Consider the following 20,609-nt stretch of genomic DNA (forward strand, 5'->3'; position numbering starts at 1 on the left):
GCATGTCGTTCTCTGCAACACAAAATAAAGCCATTGCATCGAGCTCGACCACAGATCACAGCACCACAAAGAAACCTTCAAAGATTAAAGCTGTAATTAAGGGTCTAACCATTCCGGTCATCTTACTAGTGCTGTGTGAAATATTAGTACGTCAAGGTGTGATTGAACCCTACCTACTCCCTGCACCGAGTAGTCTATGGCAATCCTTCCTTGAACTGTCCGAAGGCGAACTATGGCAACATATTTGGACCAGTACATGGCGAGTGTTTTTAGGCTTTTTTATTGGTAGCGGTCTAGCCCTGATCTTTGCATTATTCGTAGGCTTAAATAAACAAGCGGAAGCATTTTTAGAACCGAGCTTTTCTGCAATTAAATCCATTCCAAGTTTGGCTTGGATTCCACTGTTACTGCTTTGGCTTGGAATTGATGAATCTTCAAAAATTACCTTGATTGCGATAGGTGCATTTTTCCCAACTTACACCAATACAGTTGCTGCGATTCAAGGTGTAGACCGTAAACTTATTGAAGTTGCGCAAGTTTATCGCTTGAAATATTTCAGACAAATTCGGGAAATTATTTTACCTGCTGCCTCACCGGGAACTTTAACCGGACTACGTAACAGTCTGAGTTTGGCATGGATGTTTATGATTGCCGCTGAACTCATCGCTGCAACACAAGGTATTGGTTATTTACTCAGTGATGGACGTGAAACTTCGCGACCAGATATTGTAATTATTGCCATTATCTTATTGGCAGTATTGGGCAAAATTTCTGACAGCATAATGAAATATATCGAGCAATACTTGCTGCGCTGGCGTGATGTGGTGAAATAATTTTTATTGTTGATTGCACTTGATAAAAAAGTACAGCATTAGAAATAATAAAACAAAAATAAAGCGCATTGATTGCGCTTTATTTTTTAACTATTAGATGAATATAAGACTTTTAACAGATTTTAGTGCTGCCATTGCCCCAAAGTTACACGGTCATTACCACCATAATCTTTGACGGTACGTACTTCACGATAACCTGCTTGCAAAAATAAATGACGAACCGCCTCACCTTGATCATAACCATGCTCAAGCACCACCCAACCATGTACGGTTAAATGTTTTTTGGATTGAAGAATAATTTGTTCAAGATCTGCAAGACCATGATTATCAGCAACCAAAGCACGTTCAGGTTCTGTCGCCAAATCCTTCATGTGTACATCATTGGCATCAATATACGGCGGGTTCGATACAATCACATCAAAAAATGCACGGCCAAATGGTTTTAACCAAGAACCCAATACAAATTGCACATGTTCAAGATCATGCTTCTTGGCATTAAACTCAGCAACTTCTAGGGTTGGCTCATAAATGTCTGAAGCTGTAACGATCCAATCTGGACGTTCACTCGCCAAAGACAGCGCAATTGCACCTGTACCTGTGCCCAAGTCAACAACACGCGCATCCTCAGGCAACTCTAAACGAAGTACAGTTTCAACGAGCACTTCAGTATCAGGACGTGGCACCAAGGTATCTTTGGTCACTTTTAAATCCAAAGTCCAAAATGGTTGCGAGCCTGTCACATAAGCCAAAGGTTCACCTGCGGTAATACGTGCAAGACTTTCCATATAAAGTTGTTCTTGTTCGGCAGTCAGCTCTTGATCTTTTTTCATGATTAAATCAAAAGAATCAATTTTGGTGATGTGTTCTAACAACCACGCATTTTCCTGACGTTCATAGCTTTCAGGTTCACCACGATAGGCCAAAGCCTGTGCAATATTCATTAGCCACCATTCTGCTGTGCTAATAATGCCAATTGATCAGCCTGATATTCACGATGTAAGCTATCTAACAATTCGGTTAAATCACCTTCCATTACGCTATCTAACTTATATAAGGTTAGGTTAATACGGTGATCAGTCATACGACCTTGCGGATAGTTATAAGTACGAATACGCTCTGAACGGTCACCTGAACCCACCAAGTCACGGCGCATTTCAGACGTTGCAGCATCAGCAGCCGCACGTTTGGCATTTTCTAAACGTGATACCAATAACGCCATGGCCTTAGCTTTGTTTTTATGTTGTGAACGTTCGTCCTGACATTCAACTACTGTACCTGTTGGTAAGTGTGTAATACGTACCGCTGAATCAGTTTTGTTAATGTGCTGACCACCTGCTCCAGATGCACGGTAAGTATCAATACGAAGTTCAGACGAATTAATTTCGACTGTCGTATCTACATCAATTTCAGGCAGAATCGCAACAGTACATGCAGAAGTATGAACACGACCTTGCGACTCAGTCGCAGGTACACGTTGTACACGATGAGCACCGCTTTCAAACTTCAAACGACCGTAAACGCCTTCGCCATTAATTAGGCAAATAACTTCTTTATAGCCGCCATGCTCACCTTCATTTTCTGAAAGCACTTCAATACGCCAGCCTTGCGACTCAGCATATTTACTATACATACGGTACAAGTCACCTGAGAAAATTGCAGCCTCATCACCACCCGTTCCCGCACGAATTTCCAAATACGCAGAGTTGGCATCGTTCGGATCTTTTGGAATCATTAAAATATTTAAATCAGCTTCAAGCTGCGCAATCAAAGCTTTATTTTCTTTGATTTCCTCAACTGCCATTTCTTTAAAGTCTGGATCCGTTAGCATCATTTCAGCAGTTTCAATATCTTCTTCAGCTTGACGATATTTTTTCCAAACATCAGTAATTTCGGATAAATCACTATGCTCACGTGACAATTGACGGAAGCGCTTATTGTCAGAAATGACTTCTATATCCGCCAATAATGCATTTAATTCTTCGTGACGGTCAGAGAGTTGATCTAATCGTAAACGTAACGATTCTTTCATTTTTCAAAAAATCTCAATACACAGGCTCATCCGCCAATAATGCACGGTTATGCCAAATTCAAAATAATGCGGCTAGTTTACCGACTCTAGATTGGAAATGACATATTATTTATTCCAAGCATTGCTTTAAGCCCTGATTTTAGGAAGTGTGAACTGCATCACTCCTACTTTTCTCCACAAAGTTGCTGCTAATTTCGGCATATTCACTGCTATATTCACATTATTAATAAAACTCATACAAAGTGGTCACTCAAAGCATCAAATAAGGATAAAGCTCTCCATATTTATGCAGAAGTTATTTGTTACATTTAGCTCCATCGAATTGATGAAAAATAATAGTCCTGAACTTTGGGACATGGAGTGAACGATGAAACTGAATACTCTTTTAATGACAGCGACTTTAGCGACTGCTTCTATGTTCACTGTTTCTGCTCAAGCAGATAGTACAACTCGCGTTGCAGCTGCAAGTGCGCTCGGTAGTGTTGCAGGTACTGCAATTGGTAAAAACATGGGCGGTAATACTGGTGCAACAATCGGTGCTGCTTTAGGTGGTGCAGGTGGTGCTGCTGTAGCAAGTAACAAACGCAACCGTACTGAATCAGCTATTGGTGGTGCATTAGGTGGCGGTACAGGTTACACCGTTGGCAAAAGCATGGGTGGCACAAACGGTGGTTACATCGGTTCTGCTCTAGGTGCTGCTGGTGGTGCTGCTTTAGGTAATAAAATCTCTAAAGACAAAGCTTACGACAAGCAACAACAGCGTAAATACTACAAAAAACACCGTCGTAACCGTCACTAATCAAATGTAGTCATGCTGTAGTCTTAAACTCATTACAGTACTGATCAAGAAAAGCACCTTCGGGTGCTTTTTTAGCATTTTCAGATTAATACATAGATCACAACACTACGCTGTTGTCATTCCCGCAAGCGTCTTCTCTTTATTTAGATAGCAGTTGTAGTAAAACAAATATGTATAAATTCGGCAGATAAAATTACACAGTTCTTACTTAAATATCAAAATCATTTACAGCCTCTTCCACATCTTCACTAAGTGTTTTTCTATATTGGTATCAACAGATAAACAACGTACTTCGTCAGGAGTTCAAAATGAAAATCAATAAAATTCTATTTAGTGCAGCAATTGCAGCTTCAGCTTTAACAATGACTGCAACACACGCTGGTAACAGCACAAATACTGCACTGACTTCTGCTTTAGGTGGCGTTGTTGGTGCTGCTATTGGTAACCAAGTTGGCGGTCAAACTGGCGCTATGATTGGTTCAGCAATTGGTGGTGGCGCTGGTGCAGCGGCTGCGTCAAATAAGCGTGACCGTAATGGTGCAATTATTGGTGGTGCACTCGGTGGTGCCGGTGGTTATACTGTAGGTAAAAATATGGCTGGTACCAATGGTGGTTATATTGGTGCAGCTTTAGGTTCAGCTGGTGGTTCAGCCCTCGGCAAAAAAGTATCTGAAGACCGTCGATATGATGATCGCTATGATAGCCGTTATGATGATCGTTATGACCGTCGCTATAACAGCCGTGGCTACCGTACCAATAACTACAGTTACAATGATCGAAACTACCGTAAAGACAATGGCCGTCACTTAGGCTGGTATAAAAACGGTAAACGCTAATTTATAAATAAATGACTCTATCTAAGCACCTTCGGGTGCTTTTTTATTTTTACAAACAAGTTATTTAAGTTGATTCAAAACGACCTATAGATCTATACATAAATATCGAATTTTATCGATATACTTATCACCCCATATATCGTATTATCTCGATATAGAACTATTCGAGAGAAAACATGCGTACTCTATCCGAGACAAAATTTTCCATCCTAGAACTCGCACCTGTACGTGACGACAAATCCATTGCATTTTCGCTTCAGCATGCACTTGAACTGGCTCAAAAAGCTGAAGATCTAGGCTACGAAAGACTTTGGCTTGCAGAACACCATAATATGGACGGTATTGCGAGTTCAGCAACAGCTGTGTTGTTGGGCTACTTGCTTGCAAATACCAAACACATAAAATTAGGTTCGGGTGGCATCATGCTCCCTAACCATGCACCACTTGTTGTGGCTGAACAATTTGGCACACTAGAAACACTATATCCTGGGCGAATTGAATTAGGCTTAGGACGTGCACCTGGCACAGATCAAATTACCATGCGTGCCCTACGCCGTGGTCGACAAGAAACTGAAGAACAATTCCCACAAGATGTATTAGAAATTTTACAGTATTTTAAAGTACCTGAAGCCAATCAACGTATTGTTGCGACACCGGGACAAAACACCCATGTTCCAGTGTGGTTATTAGGCTCTAGTCTATTTAGCGCACAACTTGCTGCCCGTTTAGGTCTACCGTATTCATTTGCCTCTCACTTTGCACCACGCATGTTAGGTCAAGCCATTCAACTTTATCGTGAAAACTTCCAAGCTTCAGAATATTTAGATAAACCTTATGTTTCAATGGGCGTACCAACGGTTGTTGCAGAAACAGATGAAGAAGCTGAATATTTAGCAACGAGTGCTTACCAACGTGTATTGGGACTGATGCGTGGACAAAGCTTAAAATTAAAAGCTCCTGTTCAAAGCATGCAAGGGCTTTGGTCTCCTGCAGAAAAAATGTCAGTAGATAACTTCTATGCAATGGGACAGGTTGGCTCACATGCCAAAGTCAAAACAGGCTTAGAACGTTTGCTCAATAAGTATGATGTCGATGAATTCATTTTTACATGCGACATCTACGACACTGATAAACGAATCGAAAACTTTAGTCGTTTAATGGAAATTAAAAATGATCTAAATTAAGTAATTACTCAGTCTAAACGTATAATGACTCATATCGCATTCAGCATACGTTTAGACTGATTTGCATTTACTGTCCACCTTATCTCACTATTTTAATTCCCCAATATGTAGCGAAAGCATATTCCTTGGTTCCTTAAATATTTGCTTTTCTAATTTTCCATCATGTATAAATATTAAACAGAAGCAAAATAAATGAGAAAACAAACAGATGAGCCAATATATTAATAAACCAACACCCGCATTTATCGCAGCGAGTTGGTGCGCACTCATTTTAGGTGCAGTGGTATTTTGCATTGGTTTATTTAATGCAAATATGATGTTGAATGAGAAAGGCTTTTACCTGATTTTGTTGTTATATGGTCTATTTTCATCAGTGTCTTTACAAAAAATTATTCGTGACCGTTTAGAAGGCATGCAAGTAACCGCAATATATTTTGGACTGTGCTGAGCATCTGTCGTTATTTGCCTTGTACTTCTCGCGATAGGTTTATGGAATGCAGAACTTGCTTTAAGTGAAAAAGGTTTTTATATGATGGCTTTCTTAATGAGTTTGTTCGGTGCTGTTGCGGTACAAAAGAATATTCGAGATATGGATTATTTACGCACACATACAGATCAACCAGAACTGAAGCACTCAACATCAAGTAGCATTGAATTTAAGCCACAAGATGATGAGCACAACTAAAGCACTGATTTATCTAAGCTATAATTCTTTTATGCAGGGATCTGTTTCTTTATGCAGGTATATTTAGCGATATCTACTTTTTCTTCGACACATATACAAAAATAAAATTGGCACACTCTTAGAAATCTCAGAAAGACAAGTACCAAGCCAATCAATTCCGCACAAAATGCATGACTCATCAGACTGAAAAAATCCTTTACCCATCCCTATGCATCGCCGAAGATATTCCTACCAACAATCCAACTAAAATAAAGAAAAGATAAGGAATAAATATGGCCAACAAGCAGGATGCAACACACCATATTTTTAACAATACAGCTGAAGATCTTGAGCACTTTAAAGGGACGATTGTTAGCTCAGACCAAATCAAAAGCTACGATTTTAAAAATCAAAAAATTGCCATTATTGGCATAGACCAGCACGTAGTTTCAGAACTTCATCACCTTTGTCAGGTCGCAGACAATATTATGGTCTATCAAATCAAACCTCAGTTTGTCCTACCACGTACCGAACGACTGCTGAATAAATTAATTCAACATCCTTTAATTGCGAAAAACCGTCGCTTATTCACTAATCGCGTCAAGAGCATCTTGGCTTTACGTTTTTTAGAAGATCAAGTTCCAAACCACTGGTTAAGACATTTACTAAGCCCAAATACGGCTATACAAAACAAAGTATTTCTTAAATCAGATCATTATTATGCTGCCTTGCAACAACCTAATTGCATCCTGAATACATGGCCAATTATTAAAATTCAAGACTTTAAAATCACAGCTTTAGATGATCATACCTATGAATGTGATTTAATTATTCACTGCAATAGTCCAAAATAACAATTTTGTAATTACAAAGTAATCACAATTACATAACTTTTATAATATTTTTAATTAACAGTATTGTTGTTTGTTTTTATCTACTATCTGAGGATTTATAAGAGACTAATTATCTACTAGAAAACTTATGCTAGCCATGCCAAATTTCAAAACTGATCAAGCCAACTTTAAGCTACTATTCTTATTTGGCTACAATACAATTAGTGATCTGCATGTCACATGATTCACTATATAGTTAGTTTATACACAAAAATCGCCACCCTCTTCACTTAAATTAACGACCTAATTAAAGTGAATTTTTCATGTGAGATTTATGGCTAAACCTACTTCACCTGATACATCAAAATATTTTCTAAATGCTATTTCTTGAATAAATACCCCGAATTTAATCAACATTAAGGTCCTAAATTTTTCAAAATCCGACATAAACGCTTTAAAATTTGTATAAATAACACCCTCATAAATTAAATAAATACCATCATACAAACAAATTAAGCAGCCATCTTGAATCATTTGATCACCATTTAAACACTATTTGTATATTTTTTTAACAATCAACACTGCTGATTTGGCTATTTTTATATCAAATTTAAATTTTAGCTAGGAAATATCACACGAAAAAAAAAATTCATTTGGGGATAAAGCAATAGATTTTGCTTAATAAACCCATCAAAAATATCATTAAAATTAAACCCAAAAACCTATACAAATTCACTTAGTTTTTATGACTAAAAAGTGGATATTTTCTATGTAAAATAAATTGTTTTTTGATGAAATTTTAAACAACCTTTCAACATCAAATACATTGATAAAAGTCTTCAATAAAACCAATCAAAAAAATTATCTTTAATACAATTTTAGTATTATTTGTTGCATTTTTTTTATGATCAAAGAGCCACCGAAATGGCTCTTTTTTTGATTAACCAATACGACGTTTTAATCCAGTCATTTGAAGTACACGAGTCGAAATTTCCTCAATAGACATCTCAGAAACATTCAAATATTTCAAACCTTCTGAAATATAAATGCCTTCAATTGCGCGTAATTCCATTTGGCATTGGCTATAACTTGCGTAACGGCTGTTCGCTTTGCGTTCACTACGAATCGCTACAAGTCGCTCTGCGTCAATCATTAAGCCAAATAGTTTATGTTTATGCTCACGCAATACTGCCGGTAAACGGTTGTCGTCCAAGTCTTCTTCAGTTAGTGGATAGTTCGCAACACGAATACCAAATTGTAATGACAAGTAAATTGACGTTGGTGTTTTACCCGAACGAGAGACGCCAATCAAAATTAAATCTGCCTTATCATAATGACGTGTACGCGCACCATCATCGTTATCTAAAGCGAAATGTACTGCATCAATACGTGCTTTATAAGACTCAGAATCTGTTACCGCATGGGTTTGCCCGACTAAAGTCGTAGGTGCAGTACCCAATTCATCAGACAATTTACTAATAAGCCCTTCAAAAACATCAAGATTTATTGCATTTGCAGTATTAATAATGTCACGTACATACGGGTCAACAAGCGTATCGAAAACCAGTGGCTTTTCACCATCTTGCTGCGCACGTAAGTTAATTTCTGCTACGACATTAGTCGCAGCTTCTTCAGAGCTAATGTAAGGAATAATGTGGATATCAAAATCAACATGTGGAAACTGTGCTAACAGTGAATGACCAAGGGTTTCAGCAGTAATCGCAGTACCATCAGAAATAAAGAAAACACTACGCTTAATCTGTTTACCTTCCGACATTAAAATTCTCCTTAAACATTTGTCTTAGTGCTATATAATCTTTATAGTAAACCATCTTACATGACTGTCACTTAGTAAAATCAAAATGCTAAGTTTTTTGTTATAATTTCATGCCAAGATAGTGATTAATACTGCAAAAGTGGAGTAACAACTTTGGAAGCGCGCGTAATTGGTCTAGAAAAATTAGGGAAACACGACGTTGAACTCGTTGGTGGGAAAAACTCATCATTGGGCGAGATGATCAGCCATTTATCAAATGCTGGTGTATCGGTACCTGGTGGTTTTGCTACTACAGCTCAAGCATATCGTGAATTTCTCGAGCAAAGCGGCCTAAACGCTAAAATCAATGCTGAACTTGCAGCCTTGAATGTTGATGACGTAAATGCATTGGCTGAAACAGGCGCTAAAATCCGCCAATGGATTGTAGACACTCCGCTTACAGCAGAACTTGAAAAAGAAATCCGTGAAGCTTTCACAGTACTTTCAAACGGCAACCCTGAAATCGCGGTTGCCGTTCGTTCATCTGCTACTGCAGAAGACTTACCAGACGCTTCTTTCGCGGGCCAACAAGAAACTTTCTTGAACATCCGTGGTATCGACAATATTCTTGTTGCAATCAAAGAAGTGTTTGCATCACTTTATAATGACCGTGCTATTTCTTACCGTGTTCACCAAAACTTTGCACATGACGTTGTTGCGTTATCTGCTGGTGTTCAACGTATGGTTCGCTCTGAAACAGGTGCAGCTGGTGTAATGTTTACACTAGATACTGAATCTGGTTTCCGCGACGCAGTTTTCATCACAGCTTCTTATGGCTTGGGTGAAATGGTTGTACAAGGTGCTGTAAACCCTGACGAATTCTATGTGTCTAAACCACTTCTTAATGCAGGCAAACATGCTGTATTACGTCGTAACCTTGGTTCTAAACATCAAAAAATGATTTATGGTGAAGAAGGCGCAGCTGGTAAATCAGTTGTTGTTGTTGATGTTGAAAAAGCGGATCGTCAGCAATTCGCTTTGAACGATCATGAACTTCAAGAACTTGCGAAACAAGCGTTAATCATTGAAAACCATTACGGTTCTGCAATGGACATCGAATGGGCGAAAGACGGCGACGACGGTCAAATCTACATCGTTCAAGCACGTCCTGAAACTGTGAAGAGCCGCCAAAATGTAGGCACAATGGAACGTTACCTGCTTAAGCAAAAAGGCAACGTAATTTGTGAAGGTCGTTCAATCGGTCAACGTATTGGTTCTGGTCGCGTACGTATCGTAACTTCAATCAAAGAAATGGATAAAGTTCAAGACGGCGACGTACTTGTATCTGACATGACTGACCCAGATTGGGAACCAGTAATGAAACGTGCTGCTGCGATTGTAACAAACCGTGGTGGTCGTACTTGTCACGCTGCAATCATTGCACGTGAGCTTGGTGTTCCAGCAATTGTTGGTTGTGGTAATGCGACTGAAGTATTGACTGATGGTCAAGAAGTGACTGTTTCTTGTGCTGAAGGTGATACAGGCTTTATTTACGAAGGCTCTTTGGATTTTGAAATCCAACGTAACTCGATTGAATCAATGCCTACTCTACCGTTCAAAATTATGATGAACGTAGGTAACCCTGACCGTGCATTTGACTTCGCTCAAATTCCAAACGAAGGTGTTGGTCTTGCACGTCTTGAATTCATCATCAACCGCATGATCGGTGTTCACCCTAAAGCACTACTTAACATTGACAGCCTTCCACGTGAAACTCGTGCTGCTGTAATGTCACGTACTGCTGGTTACGCATCACCTATCGAATTCTATGTTGAAAAACTAGTTGAAGGTATTTCTACGCTTGCTGCTGCTTTCGCTGACAAACCAGTGATTGTTCGTATGTCTGACTTTAAGTCAAACGAATATGCGAACTTAATCGGTGGTAAGTTATACGAACCTGAAGAAGAAAACCCAATGTTGGGCTTCCGTGGTGCTAGCCGTTATGTGTCTGATAACTTCCGTGACTGCTTCGAATTAGAATGCCGCGCGTTGAAAAAAGCACGCGACGAAATGGGCTTAACTAACATTCAAATCATGATTCCTTTCGTACGTACTGTTGCTGAAGCGAAACGTGTAATTGAATTATTAGCGCTTAACGGTCTTAAACGTGGTGAAAACGGTCTTAAAGTGATCATGATGTGTGAACTTCCGACCAACGCATTGTTGGCTGAACAGTTCCTTGAACACTTCGATGGTTTCTCTATCGGTTCTAACGACTTGACTCAGTTAACACTTGGTCTAGACCGCGACTCTGGTATCGTTTCTCACCTATTTGATGAACGTGATCCAGCGGTTAAAGCATTACTTTCTATGGCAATTCATGCTTGCCGTAAAGCGGGTAAATACGTAGGTATTTGTGGTCAAGGCCCTTCAGATCACCCTGATCTTGCACAATGGTTAATGGAACAAGGTATTGAATCTGTTTCACTTAACCCAGACTCAGTATTAGACACATGGTTCTTCCTTTCTGAAGAAAAAGCTCAACAAGCTTAATAAACTGTGTTAAAAAAAGACCCACACGTGGGTCTTTTTTTTTATTTATACTTTTATAGACGTTTTTGAGACATTAGTTTTATGCAGATTTACTTGGCGCGAAATAATCAACAAGCAGGTCCTTATTCACTTGAGCAACTCAACCAAATGCTTGCAAGCCAGCAAGTTTTGTTAACGGATCTCGTTTGGCATCAAGGCATGAGCGAATGGAAAGCTTTGGGTGAACTTACTCAAGGTCAGCATGTGTACACGCCTGAAGGTTATGTAGCTCCTGCACCAACGACGCCTTTCGAGCAAAGTCCAAATAACACACAGCAAAGTTATACTTCTACAAATTCACAGGCACAAAATCAGTCTGTTAGCCTAGCAAGTATTCCTAAACGCGTATTGGCTAAAATAGTCGATTTACTCCTTTGGATTCCTGCGACTTTCATTTTGACAGGTTTTTTTAATACAGAAGAAAAATCACAATTCGCAAGTTTAAATGAACAGTTTATGCAAGCGGTAATGACACCAAATGTTGAACCAACAGTATTGCAAAATTTACAGACACAAATGATGGATATGTTTCCAAACCAAGCGTGGATCGCAATGTTTGCCTACATCTTTATCATGTTATTTATTCAGGCTTATTTAATTGCTAAGTCAGGTCAAAGTATTGGAAAAAAAATCACCAAAATTAAGATTGTAGATGCCGAAACACATGAGCAAGTAAACTTAATGCGTGGCTTCACTTTACGCAGTGTTTTATTTATTTTCTTAAACTTTTTATCTATGCCTCTCAGTGTAATTATTGATTCGTTGTTTATCTTTGGACAAAAACGCCAAACTTTGCACGACAAGTTGGCAAAAACTAAAGTCATAAATCAATAACTTAGCATTTTTCAAAAGGGATGATTTTTTCATCCCTTTTTTGTGCATTATATTGAAATTAAAATAAAATTTAGATAAAAAAAATACAATCCCGACTAGCAAAATAGGGTTTTAATACAGTCATTTAAAGCATGTTTATGTATAGCTTAGTTTGCCGATATCAGGCATAATGCCCTACAACGTAGCGGTGTCGCATCATTGTGACTGTTTTTTCATGTCTGAAAAAATCACAATCATGCGACACTTTATTCGCTATCCCAAATTTTAAATTTAGGGAATGGGACTCTTCACCGAGGTTGTAAAATGAGACAAACAATTTTAGCTGTATTGTCTTTATCTGCGATCGCTGCACTCTTAACTGGGTGTGGTGGTGATATGGTACTTCTAAACTCAAAAGGTCCAGTTGCTGAAGGTCAATCAAACCTCATGCTTACTGCGATCTACCTAATGTTGTTGGTCGTTATTCCATCAGCACTTATGGCGTTATGGTTTGGTTGGAAATATCGCGCGTCAAATAAAGATGCAGACTATAAACCTACTTGGGCACACTCGACTGCAATTGAAGTTGTAGTTTGGGGTATTCCTGTCATTATTATTGGTATTTTAGCGGCATTAACATGGTGGGGTTCCCACAAGTATGACCCTTACCGTCCACTCGAGTCAGATAAAGCTCCTTTAACTGTTCAAGTTATTGCTGAACAATTCAAATGGATCTTCATCTACCCTGAACAAGGCATCGCGACTGTAAACGAAATGCGTTTCCCAGAGAAAACTCCGGTATCGCTTCGTATTACATCTAACTTTACGATGAACTCATTCTTCATCCCTGCGTTAGGTGGTCAGATTTATGCTATGGCAGGTATGCAAACTCACCTGAACCTTTTAGCTGACGAACTTAGTCCTGCTGAAGGCTTCCGTGGTTTCTCATCTAACTACTCAGGTTACGGTTTCTCACAAATGCGCTTCCGCGCTCACTCTGTGACTGACGCTCAGTTTGCTGAATGGGTTTCTGCTGTTAAAGCTGGTAATGGTACTTCAGTAAATCCTGAAGCAGTTCAAAAAACTGTTTTAGACCAAGCTGAATTCCAAACTCTTAAAGACGGCGACCGCTCTAAACATCAGATCGAAGCTTTAGTTGCTAGAGCAACTACTCCTGAAGAAAAGGCTAAAGCTGAAGCAATGAAGCCTTACCCTACTAAGCCACATCCAGTGACTTATTACTCTTCAGTAGAACCTAAATTGTTCGAATCAGTGATCAATAAATACATGAGTAACTACCACGGTGCTGATCATACAGCTACTGTTGGACACGAAGCTGCTGCTTCTGAAGCTCATGCAGGCGTTGAACATGCGACTGTTGCAGGGGAATAAGACATGAGCTTATTAGGTAAGTTAGGACCAGATGCAATTCCACACGATCCAATCGTGTTGGTTACTGTTGCAATGATGATCCTTGGCGGTATCGCAGTTGTTGCTGGTATCACCTACTTTAAAAAATGGGGCTACTTGTGGAACGAATGGTTCACATCTGTAGACCATAAAAAAATTGGTATCATGTATATCCTCGTGTCAATTGTCATGCTTGTGCGTGGTTTTGCCGATGCGATTATGATGCGTCTTCAACTGTTCCTTGCAAAAGGTGGCGGTGAAGGTTACTTACACCCAGAACACTATGACCAGATCTTTACTGCCCACGGCGTAATCATGATCTTCTTCGTAGCAATGGGTCTAGTTGTTGGTTTAATGAACGTTGCTGTACCACTTCAAATTGGTGCGCGTGACGTAGCATTCCCATTATTAAACTCTCTAAGCTTCTGGTTATTCGCCGGCGCTGCGGGCTTGATGATGGCTTCTCTTGCAATTGGTGAATTCGCTGCAACAGGTTGGATGGCTTACCCTCCACTTTCTGGCATCGAATACTCTCCAGGTGTAGGTGTAGACTACTATATCTGGGCACTTCAGGTTTCTGGTCTAGGTACGCTTCTTACTGGTGTTAACTTCTTCGTTACCATCATCAAAATGCGTGCGCCTGGCATGAAACTTATGGACATGCCTATTTTCACTTGGACTGCATTAGTTACTGTAGTGCTTATCGTTGCAACTTTCCCAGTTTTGACTGCGACTATTGCAATGCTTTCACTTGACCGTTACTTCGGCTTCCACTTCTTTACAAATGACATGGGTGGTAGCCCAATGTTATATGTAAACTTGATTTGGACTTGGGGTCACCCAGAAGTTTACATCTTGGTATTACCTGCTTTTGGTATTTACTCAGAAGTTACTGCTGTGTTCTCACGCAAAGCGTTGTTCGGCTACAAATCAATGGTGTACGCAACTGTAGCAATTGGTGTTCTTTCACTGGTTGTATGGGTTCACCACTTCTTTACAATGGGTGCTGGTGCCAACGTTAACGCGTTCTTCGGTATCATGACCATGATCATTGCGATCCCTACTGGTGTGAAAATCTTCTCTTGGTTATTCACTATGTACAAGGGCCGTATCACCTATACAACTCCAATGCTTTGGACACTTGGCTTCCTTGTGACTTTCGGTATTGGTGGTTTAACAGGCGTGTTAATGGCAGTTCCACCAGCGGACTTCCTAGTACACAACTCTTTATTCCTTATCGCTCACTTCCATAACGTAATTATTGGTGGTGTAGTATTCGCGATGTTCGCGGGTATCATTTTCTACTGGCCAAAAATGTTTGGTTGGAAGTTAAATGAAACTTGGGGTAAAGCAGCATTCTGGTTCTGGTTCTTCGGTTTCTACTTTGCATTCATGCCACTTTATATCCTTGGTTTCATGGGTATGACTCGTCGTTTGAATACATATGACAACCCTGAATGGGATCCGTACTTAGCGATCGCGTTATTCGGTTCTGTACTTGTTGCTATCGGTATCTTCTGTTTTGTTATGCAAATTGTTGTTGGTTTCCTTCAACGCAAAGACAACATGGACGTTACTGGCGATATCTGGGATGGTCGTACTCTTGAGTGGGCTACTTCATCTCCTTCACCATTCTATAACTTTGCTTACCTTCCAAAGATCAATGGTATTGATACTTTCTGGACTGACAAAGAAAATGGTGTTGCTTACGCTAAGCCAACTACATACGAAGACATCCATATGCCTACAAACCGTGCGGCAGGTTTCGTAATTGCAATGTTTATTACAGTTATGGGCTTCGCATTAATCTGGCATATCTGGTGGTTAGTCGTTGTAACTTTCATTGCTTCAATTATCAGCTTCATCGTTTCTTCTTTCACTAAGAAAGTGGACTACTATGTTCCAGCTGCAGAAGTTGAACGTATTGAAAATGAACGCTACGCGCTTCTTGAAAAACATTTGAAGAAGGACTAAGACAATGGCTGAAGTACTTCATCACGACAACCACGGACATGACGAACATCATCATCATGATGATACTGACATCACTGTCTTTGGTTTCTGGACTTACTTGATGAGTGACTTGGTTCTTTTCGGGACACTCTTCATCGCGTTCGCTGTATTAAGTAGCCACGTTCCAGTGGACACTCCAAGTGCAAAAGAGCTATTTGGTGAATCTTTAGGTTTCGTTTTAACTGAAACTTTCGCCCTTCTTATCTCTTCTGTAACTTTTGGTTTTGCTGTTCTTGCAGCATACAAGAAAAATGTTAATCAAGTTTTAACTTGGTTAGCAGTTACTTGGGTATTCGGTGCAGCCTTCATTGGTATGGAACTTTATGAATTCAATCATTTAGTTCATGCTGGTCATGGCCCAAGCACAAGTGCGTTCTTATCTGCGTTCTTTACTCTAGTTGGTACGCACGGTATTCACGTAACTTCTGGTTTGGTATGGATGCTTGTGTTGATGTTCCAAATCAAGAAATATGGTTTGACACTTCCAAACACTCGTCGTCTTGCTTGCCTAAGCTTGTTCTGGCACTTCCTTGACATCGTTTGGATCTGTGTATTCAGCGTTGTTTACTTGATGGGAGTTATCTAATGAGTCACGATCATAACTCTGCTGGTGCAGCTCACGGTAACGTTAAACAATATACGATTGGTTTCATCCTTTCTGTCCTACTTACCGTAATTCCATTCGGTATGGTAATGGCAGGTGGTTTTAGCCGTGGTTTATTAGTTGCCGTAATCGCGATTACTGCGATTGCTCAGATTCTTATTCAGTTAGTTTACTTCCTGCATATGAACTCTTCTTCAGAGCAACGCTGGAACGTGATTGCATTTGTTTATACAATCCTCACAATTGCTATTCTTTTAGTAGGTTCAGTGTGGATTATGAACTACCTTCACTTCAACATGATGATCTAAACTGGTCGTCATGCTGAAAAAGTATTTATTCCTGACTAAACCAGGAATTCTCTTTGGTAACTTCGTTACCACTTTGGGTGGCTACTTTGTAGCCACTCAAGGTTCTGTAGATTTCCTTCTCCTGCTTCTTACCCTTCTAGGCACAACCCTTGTTGTTGCTTCAGGATGTGTGGTCAACAATGTTATTGATCAAGACATCGACATCAAAATGCAACGCACACAAAATCGTGCGTTAGTGAAAAAAACCATTTCAGAACCTGTTGCTTATGTTTATGCATTGGTACTCGGTGTGTTAGGTTTTGGCATTTTGTGGTTTTGGGTAAATGCTTACGCTTTCCTTTTTGCTGTTATTGGTTTTGTCGTATACGTTGTTTTCTATAGCTTATGGACAAAACGAACAACAATTCATCAAACCGTGATTGGCAGTATTTCAGGGGCTAGCCCTCCTGTAATTGGTTATACCGCTGTTGCCAACCAGTTTGATATTGCTGCGCTACTTATTTTCATTGGATATGCACTTTGGCAAATGCCACATTCGTGGGCAATTGCAGTGTACCGTTTCGATGACTATAAAAATGCAGGTATCCCGATTCTACCTGTGGCACGCTCTATTCAACGTACCAAAATTGAATCATTGATTTATGTTGTTTTATTTACCATTACCATGAATTTGCTATTTGTATTTGGTTATGCAAATTGGCTGTACTTGGTTATTTTAAATGCACTTTGTATTTATTGGTTTTATATTGGTGTATTGGGCTTCAAAGCTGAAAATGATCAAGTTTGGGCAAAACGCTTTTTCTTGTTCTCTGTAATTTTGATTACAATAATCAGTATTTGCTTTAGCTTTACCTCCACAGCGCCAGCAACAAATTTCGTTCTGTTTTAAAAAAGATAGAGTCATCTCTATCTTTTTTTTGCATCTCGCTTTTGTTTAGAATAATGACTTGCTACCATTGCGCCAACAACAATAAACCACTGCGCAAATGAACACTTCACTCAAATTATTCAATCAAGCTTTATTTTATTCTTTGATTCCTTTTTCTATTTTTTACAGCACAGCAAGCCAAGCAGGTGTCGATAATTACTGTGAACCTTCGACAGAAGTTCAGAGCAATCAATATACGGCTTGCCAGTCACTTCCCGCCTTAACCCCTGCAAATGACAACCAAGTTAATATGCTTCTTTTGCTCAGCGATCTCGGTTTAGCAAAAATCAAAATTGCCGAAACAAAATCAACCTTATGGATGGCTTCGTATAGTAAGGTGCCCTTTGAAGCATCAACTATGCTGAGTGTGAGTACAAATAAAACGGCGAATGTACGAAAAGCACAAGACATTCCTGCCTTAAGCTACAATGAACATTGTAATAGTTTATTGTACGGTTCTGAGGCATTTATTCAGCAAGTGAAAGCAGAAGCTAAACTTTCTGCAACTGAAAAACAAAGCTTGATCCTGAACGTCAAAAGATCGATCAATGTGCAGAAACATTAGCATTGATTCAAGTAAATCCCAGTTGGTCTTCTACTGCTCGCCAATATGCATCTTATTTAAACGCCACTATTTCTTTTTATAATACTAACTTTCCAACAGCTACTAAAATTTACACCGTATTAACACAAGTCGACTCTGCTTGGCTAAAAGAAACATCACAATATATGCTAATTCGTAGTTCACTCAATGAAGCCTATCAAAGTGGTGTGGCTGAATATGGCGATCTCGATCACAGCAAAATCAATCAAAAGTTAGTCACAAATTTTTTTAATACAATTACCCAATATTTTAAGCTCTACCCTCTAGGACTATACGCCGCAAGTGCGCGTGGTTATCTACGTCGTGGTTTTTGGTTAAGCGCTAAGCATGATCTATTAGTAAACGAATATGTTTGGCAACTCAATAATCCCAAATCAAGTGTCTACAACTTAGAACTGCCTAATCTAGTTCATGAAATGGATCGACACGTTTTTCAATCTTCACATTTCAATATCAAACATTTAAAAAATCCATTTTTTCTGAGTATTTATGATTTGATGCACATGCGAAAGAAACAAGCGGATGATGATGTGATTATTTCGTGGAATGAATTAAATACGCAGAAAAATATTTTTAAAGATCAACCTGAACTGTTTCAATATTTACAAGCCAACCATTTGTATTATGTGCAAAATAAACCATTGGAAGCGTTGAAATACTTACCTCAGACGATGCCAAATAGCATCAACAACTATTTGCAACTCAGTCAGTTACTTTTAAAAGGTCGAATTTTAGAAAATACTCAGTCGGGCAAAAATGCCCAGCAATATTGGGAAAACTTACTTGCAATAAGCAAAACTGCTGAGCAACGTGGCACAGCCGAGTTAATGTTATATCCACACTATGCGAAACAACAAAATTTAAACCAATTTATTGGTTCAAATGCCAAAATTAAACAAGCCTTTTTACAAAAGCAATATTTGATAGATGCTGCCGACGAAACCAGTTTAATGCACGTTATTAAAAGTCCAAATGCCACTCAAGATCAAAAAAATGTAGCACTTTATACAGTACTGAATAAATCATTAGCTTTTCAAAATTACCCACTATTCAATCAAGCCTTTACTGCATTACCCAACAATGCAGCACAATACCATTCAGGTGAAAACTCGCTGGATAAATTCAGTCATCAACCACCTTTTGCTAATTTCATCTGGAAAGGAACAAAGATTAGCAACGCTATCCAGTGCCATGATTTATTCACTTTAACTAAGCAGCTCCAAACAAATCCAAAAGATCTCACACTCAAAGTTTGCCTAGGTGAATATAGCCGTAGTTCACAAGCCTATGACCTTGTTAACTTAGGTTATCCGCATGACAACTCTCTACTTAGCTTTAAAGGCACTGACTTTGCCCGTGGAAATACCTATAAAGAGATTATCAAGCAAAATCAGAAAACTAAATTAACGGCTTATGCACTATTTCGTGCGATACAATGTTATGCACCTAGTGGCATCAATGAGTGTCAAGATTCAGATGTTGCTAAACCTTTTCGTAAATAATGGTATGACCAAATAAAACGTGATTATCCTGATACAGGCTGAGCAAAATCATTAAAATATTATTGGTAAAATTTATGCCAAAACATGTAGCACGATTTTTAATAAACATTTGTGCCTTGTTATGCATGAGCCTATTACTATGTGCTTGTACGCCGCAACAAACGTCACCCAAAGACTTAGAGCGTCATACAGCTTCAACTACAAATAAAACAATTGTAGATGCTTCGGAGTACTCAAGTTTTTGGATTTGGGGAAATATCAGCAGCGCCACTTACTTACAGCAAGCCAAAGAGCTTTATATTTTACAAGGTGAAATCAATTGGAATCGGGCCCAAAAACGCTCGGATTTTAGTCATCAAGGGATTTTAATCCTAAAAAACCTAATCAAAATATTTGGTTAGTTGTTCGTAGCCATCATTTAAATTGGTCAATGGAGAATATTCAACAAATTGTCCAATGGCTTCAGCAGTGGGAAAGCCAAGACAATCAAATACAAGGCTTACAGATAGATTTTGATGCACGTACTCAAAATATTCAGCAATATGCCGAATTTCTTGCAAAATTTAGACAGCATTTGCCGAAACATTATCGTTTAAGTATTACCGGCTTATTAGATTGGACAAATGTTCGTGATCAATCCACCCTTGCACTACTTCGACAAAATATTGACGAAATTGCGATTCAAACTTATCAAGGCTCAACGACCATTCCAAATTATGCGAGTTACTTAGCTAAAATTTCAAAACTTAAATTGCCCTATAAAATTGGTGTAGTGCAACATGGGAAGTGGCAAGCTCCACTCCATTTAACAAATGACCGAAATTTCAAAGGCTATATCGTATTTTTACTTCGTCAGGCTGATTGAACTAATCCTGAAATTATTTAGGGCTTTTTTATTGAA

Annotated in this window: 18 protein-coding genes and 2 pseudogenes; 16 read left to right on the forward strand and 4 right to left on the reverse strand. The window is 39.0% G+C overall.

Annotated elements, in window-relative coordinates; genetic code table 11:
• Positions 1 to 2 precede the first annotated feature (2 nt).
• Entirely contained in the window at positions 3 to 833 is an 831-nt protein-coding gene (locus A9J31_RS14000; protein ID WP_081410340.1) for an ABC transporter permease, read from the forward strand.
• Between the two features lie 122 nt (positions 834 to 955).
• Here A9J31_RS14000 and prmC read toward each other — a convergent pair whose 3' ends face one another.
• Positions 956 to 1,774 carry a peptide chain release factor N(5)-glutamine methyltransferase gene (gene prmC / locus A9J31_RS14005; RefSeq protein ID WP_067767273.1) on the reverse strand — a complete coding sequence of 273 codons (819 nt, stop codon included), beginning with the start codon at positions 1,772 to 1,774 and terminating at the stop codon, positions 956 to 958.
• A complete protein-coding gene (gene prfA, locus A9J31_RS14010; RefSeq protein ID WP_067767276.1) occupies positions 1,774 to 2,862 on the reverse strand; it encodes a peptide chain release factor 1 in 1,089 nt (362 codons plus the stop codon). Before prfA ends, prmC begins: the two co-directional genes overlap by 1 nt.
• A gap of 367 nt (positions 2,863 to 3,229) precedes the next feature.
• Here prfA and A9J31_RS14020 point away from each other — a divergent pair, with 367 nt between their 5' ends.
• The 5 genes and pseudogenes from A9J31_RS14020 to A9J31_RS14040 all read left to right on the forward strand — a co-directional run bounded on the left by A9J31_RS14020 (position 3,230) and on the right by A9J31_RS14040 (position 7,199).
• Positions 3,230 to 3,661 (forward strand): glycine zipper domain-containing protein, encoded by a 432-nt coding sequence (locus tag A9J31_RS14020; RefSeq protein ID WP_067767282.1) that lies wholly within the window; start codon positions 3,230 to 3,232, stop codon positions 3,659 to 3,661.
• Positions 3,662 to 3,969: 308 nt separating this feature from the next.
• A complete protein-coding gene (locus tag A9J31_RS14025; RefSeq protein WP_067767285.1) occupies positions 3,970 to 4,497 on the forward strand; it encodes a hypothetical protein in 528 nt (175 codons plus the stop codon).
• A 176-nt stretch (positions 4,498 to 4,673) separates the two neighbouring features.
• A complete protein-coding gene (locus A9J31_RS14030) occupies positions 4,674 to 5,681 on the forward strand; it encodes an LLM class flavin-dependent oxidoreductase (RefSeq protein ID WP_067767288.1) in 1,008 nt (335 codons plus the stop codon).
• A gap of 208 nt (positions 5,682 to 5,889) precedes the next feature.
• Positions 5,890 to 6,366, forward strand: a pseudogene (gene yiaA / locus A9J31_RS14035) (inner membrane protein YiaA).
• Between the two features lie 272 nt (positions 6,367 to 6,638).
• Positions 6,639 to 7,199 (forward strand): NAD(P)/FAD-dependent oxidoreductase, encoded by a 561-nt coding sequence (locus A9J31_RS14040; protein WP_067767290.1) that lies wholly within the window; start codon positions 6,639 to 6,641, stop codon positions 7,197 to 7,199.
• Between the two features lie 300 nt (positions 7,200 to 7,499).
• Here A9J31_RS14040 and A9J31_RS14045 read toward each other — a convergent pair whose 3' ends face one another.
• Together A9J31_RS14045 and ppsR are read right to left on the reverse strand one after the other, a co-directional pair.
• Entirely contained in the window at positions 7,500 to 7,712 is a 213-nt protein-coding gene (locus A9J31_RS14045) for a hypothetical protein (protein ID WP_067767293.1), read from the reverse strand.
• Between the two features lie 406 nt (positions 7,713 to 8,118).
• Positions 8,119 to 8,955 carry a posphoenolpyruvate synthetase regulatory kinase/phosphorylase PpsR gene (ppsR, locus tag A9J31_RS14050; protein WP_067767296.1) on the reverse strand — a complete coding sequence of 279 codons (837 nt, stop codon included), beginning with the start codon at positions 8,953 to 8,955 and terminating at the stop codon, positions 8,119 to 8,121.
• Positions 8,956 to 9,108: 153 nt separating this feature from the next.
• Here ppsR and ppsA point away from each other — a divergent pair, with 153 nt between their 5' ends.
• The 10 genes and pseudogenes from ppsA (at position 9,109) to A9J31_RS15975 (ending at position 20,573) form a co-directional block, all read left to right on the forward strand.
• Positions 9,109 to 11,487 carry a phosphoenolpyruvate synthase gene (gene ppsA, locus A9J31_RS14055; RefSeq protein ID WP_067767300.1) on the forward strand — a complete coding sequence of 793 codons (2,379 nt, stop codon included), beginning with the start codon at positions 9,109 to 9,111 and terminating at the stop codon, positions 11,485 to 11,487.
• A gap of 81 nt (positions 11,488 to 11,568) precedes the next feature.
• Positions 11,569 to 12,360 (forward strand): RDD family protein, encoded by a 792-nt coding sequence (locus A9J31_RS14060; protein WP_067767305.1) that lies wholly within the window; start codon positions 11,569 to 11,571, stop codon positions 12,358 to 12,360.
• 303 nt (positions 12,361 to 12,663) lie between these two features.
• Positions 12,664 to 13,731, forward strand: coding sequence for a ubiquinol oxidase subunit II (gene cyoA, locus A9J31_RS14065; protein ID WP_067767308.1), 1,068 nt, complete (start codon positions 12,664 to 12,666; stop codon positions 13,729 to 13,731).
• A gap of 3 nt (positions 13,732 to 13,734) precedes the next feature.
• On the forward strand, positions 13,735 to 15,723 hold the full coding sequence (gene cyoB, locus A9J31_RS14070; protein ID WP_067767311.1) for a cytochrome o ubiquinol oxidase subunit I: 1,989 nt from the start codon (positions 13,735 to 13,737) through the stop codon (positions 15,721 to 15,723).
• A 4-nt stretch (positions 15,724 to 15,727) separates the two neighbouring features.
• Positions 15,728 to 16,348 (forward strand): cytochrome o ubiquinol oxidase subunit III, encoded by a 621-nt coding sequence (cyoC, locus tag A9J31_RS14075; RefSeq protein WP_067767313.1) that lies wholly within the window; start codon positions 15,728 to 15,730, stop codon positions 16,346 to 16,348.
• Positions 16,348 to 16,674: a cytochrome o ubiquinol oxidase subunit IV gene (locus A9J31_RS14080; protein ID WP_067767316.1), complete on the forward strand. Its 327-nt coding sequence runs from the start codon at positions 16,348 to 16,350 to the stop codon at positions 16,672 to 16,674. Before cyoC ends, A9J31_RS14080 begins: the two co-directional genes overlap by 1 nt.
• A gap of 10 nt (positions 16,675 to 16,684) precedes the next feature.
• Positions 16,685 to 17,563, forward strand: a complete 879-nt coding sequence (gene cyoE, locus A9J31_RS14085; protein ID WP_067767318.1) for a heme o synthase — start codon at positions 16,685 to 16,687, stop codon at positions 17,561 to 17,563.
• 97 nt (positions 17,564 to 17,660) lie between these two features.
• Positions 17,661 to 18,167, forward strand: coding sequence for a hypothetical protein (locus A9J31_RS15930; RefSeq protein WP_342669186.1), 507 nt, complete (start codon positions 17,661 to 17,663; stop codon positions 18,165 to 18,167).
• A gap of 2 nt (positions 18,168 to 18,169) precedes the next feature.
• Entirely contained in the window at positions 18,170 to 19,708 is a 1,539-nt protein-coding gene (locus A9J31_RS14090) for a PA5441 family protein (protein WP_342669187.1), read from the forward strand.
• Positions 19,709 to 19,833: 125 nt separating this feature from the next.
• Positions 19,834 to 20,573, forward strand: a pseudogene (locus A9J31_RS15975) (DUF3142 domain-containing protein).
• Positions 20,574 to 20,609: the final 36 nt, after the last annotated feature.

The sequence above is a fragment of the Acinetobacter gandensis genome, assembly GCF_001678755.1.
Taxonomy (GTDB): domain Bacteria; phylum Pseudomonadota; class Gammaproteobacteria; order Pseudomonadales; family Moraxellaceae; genus Acinetobacter; species Acinetobacter gandensis.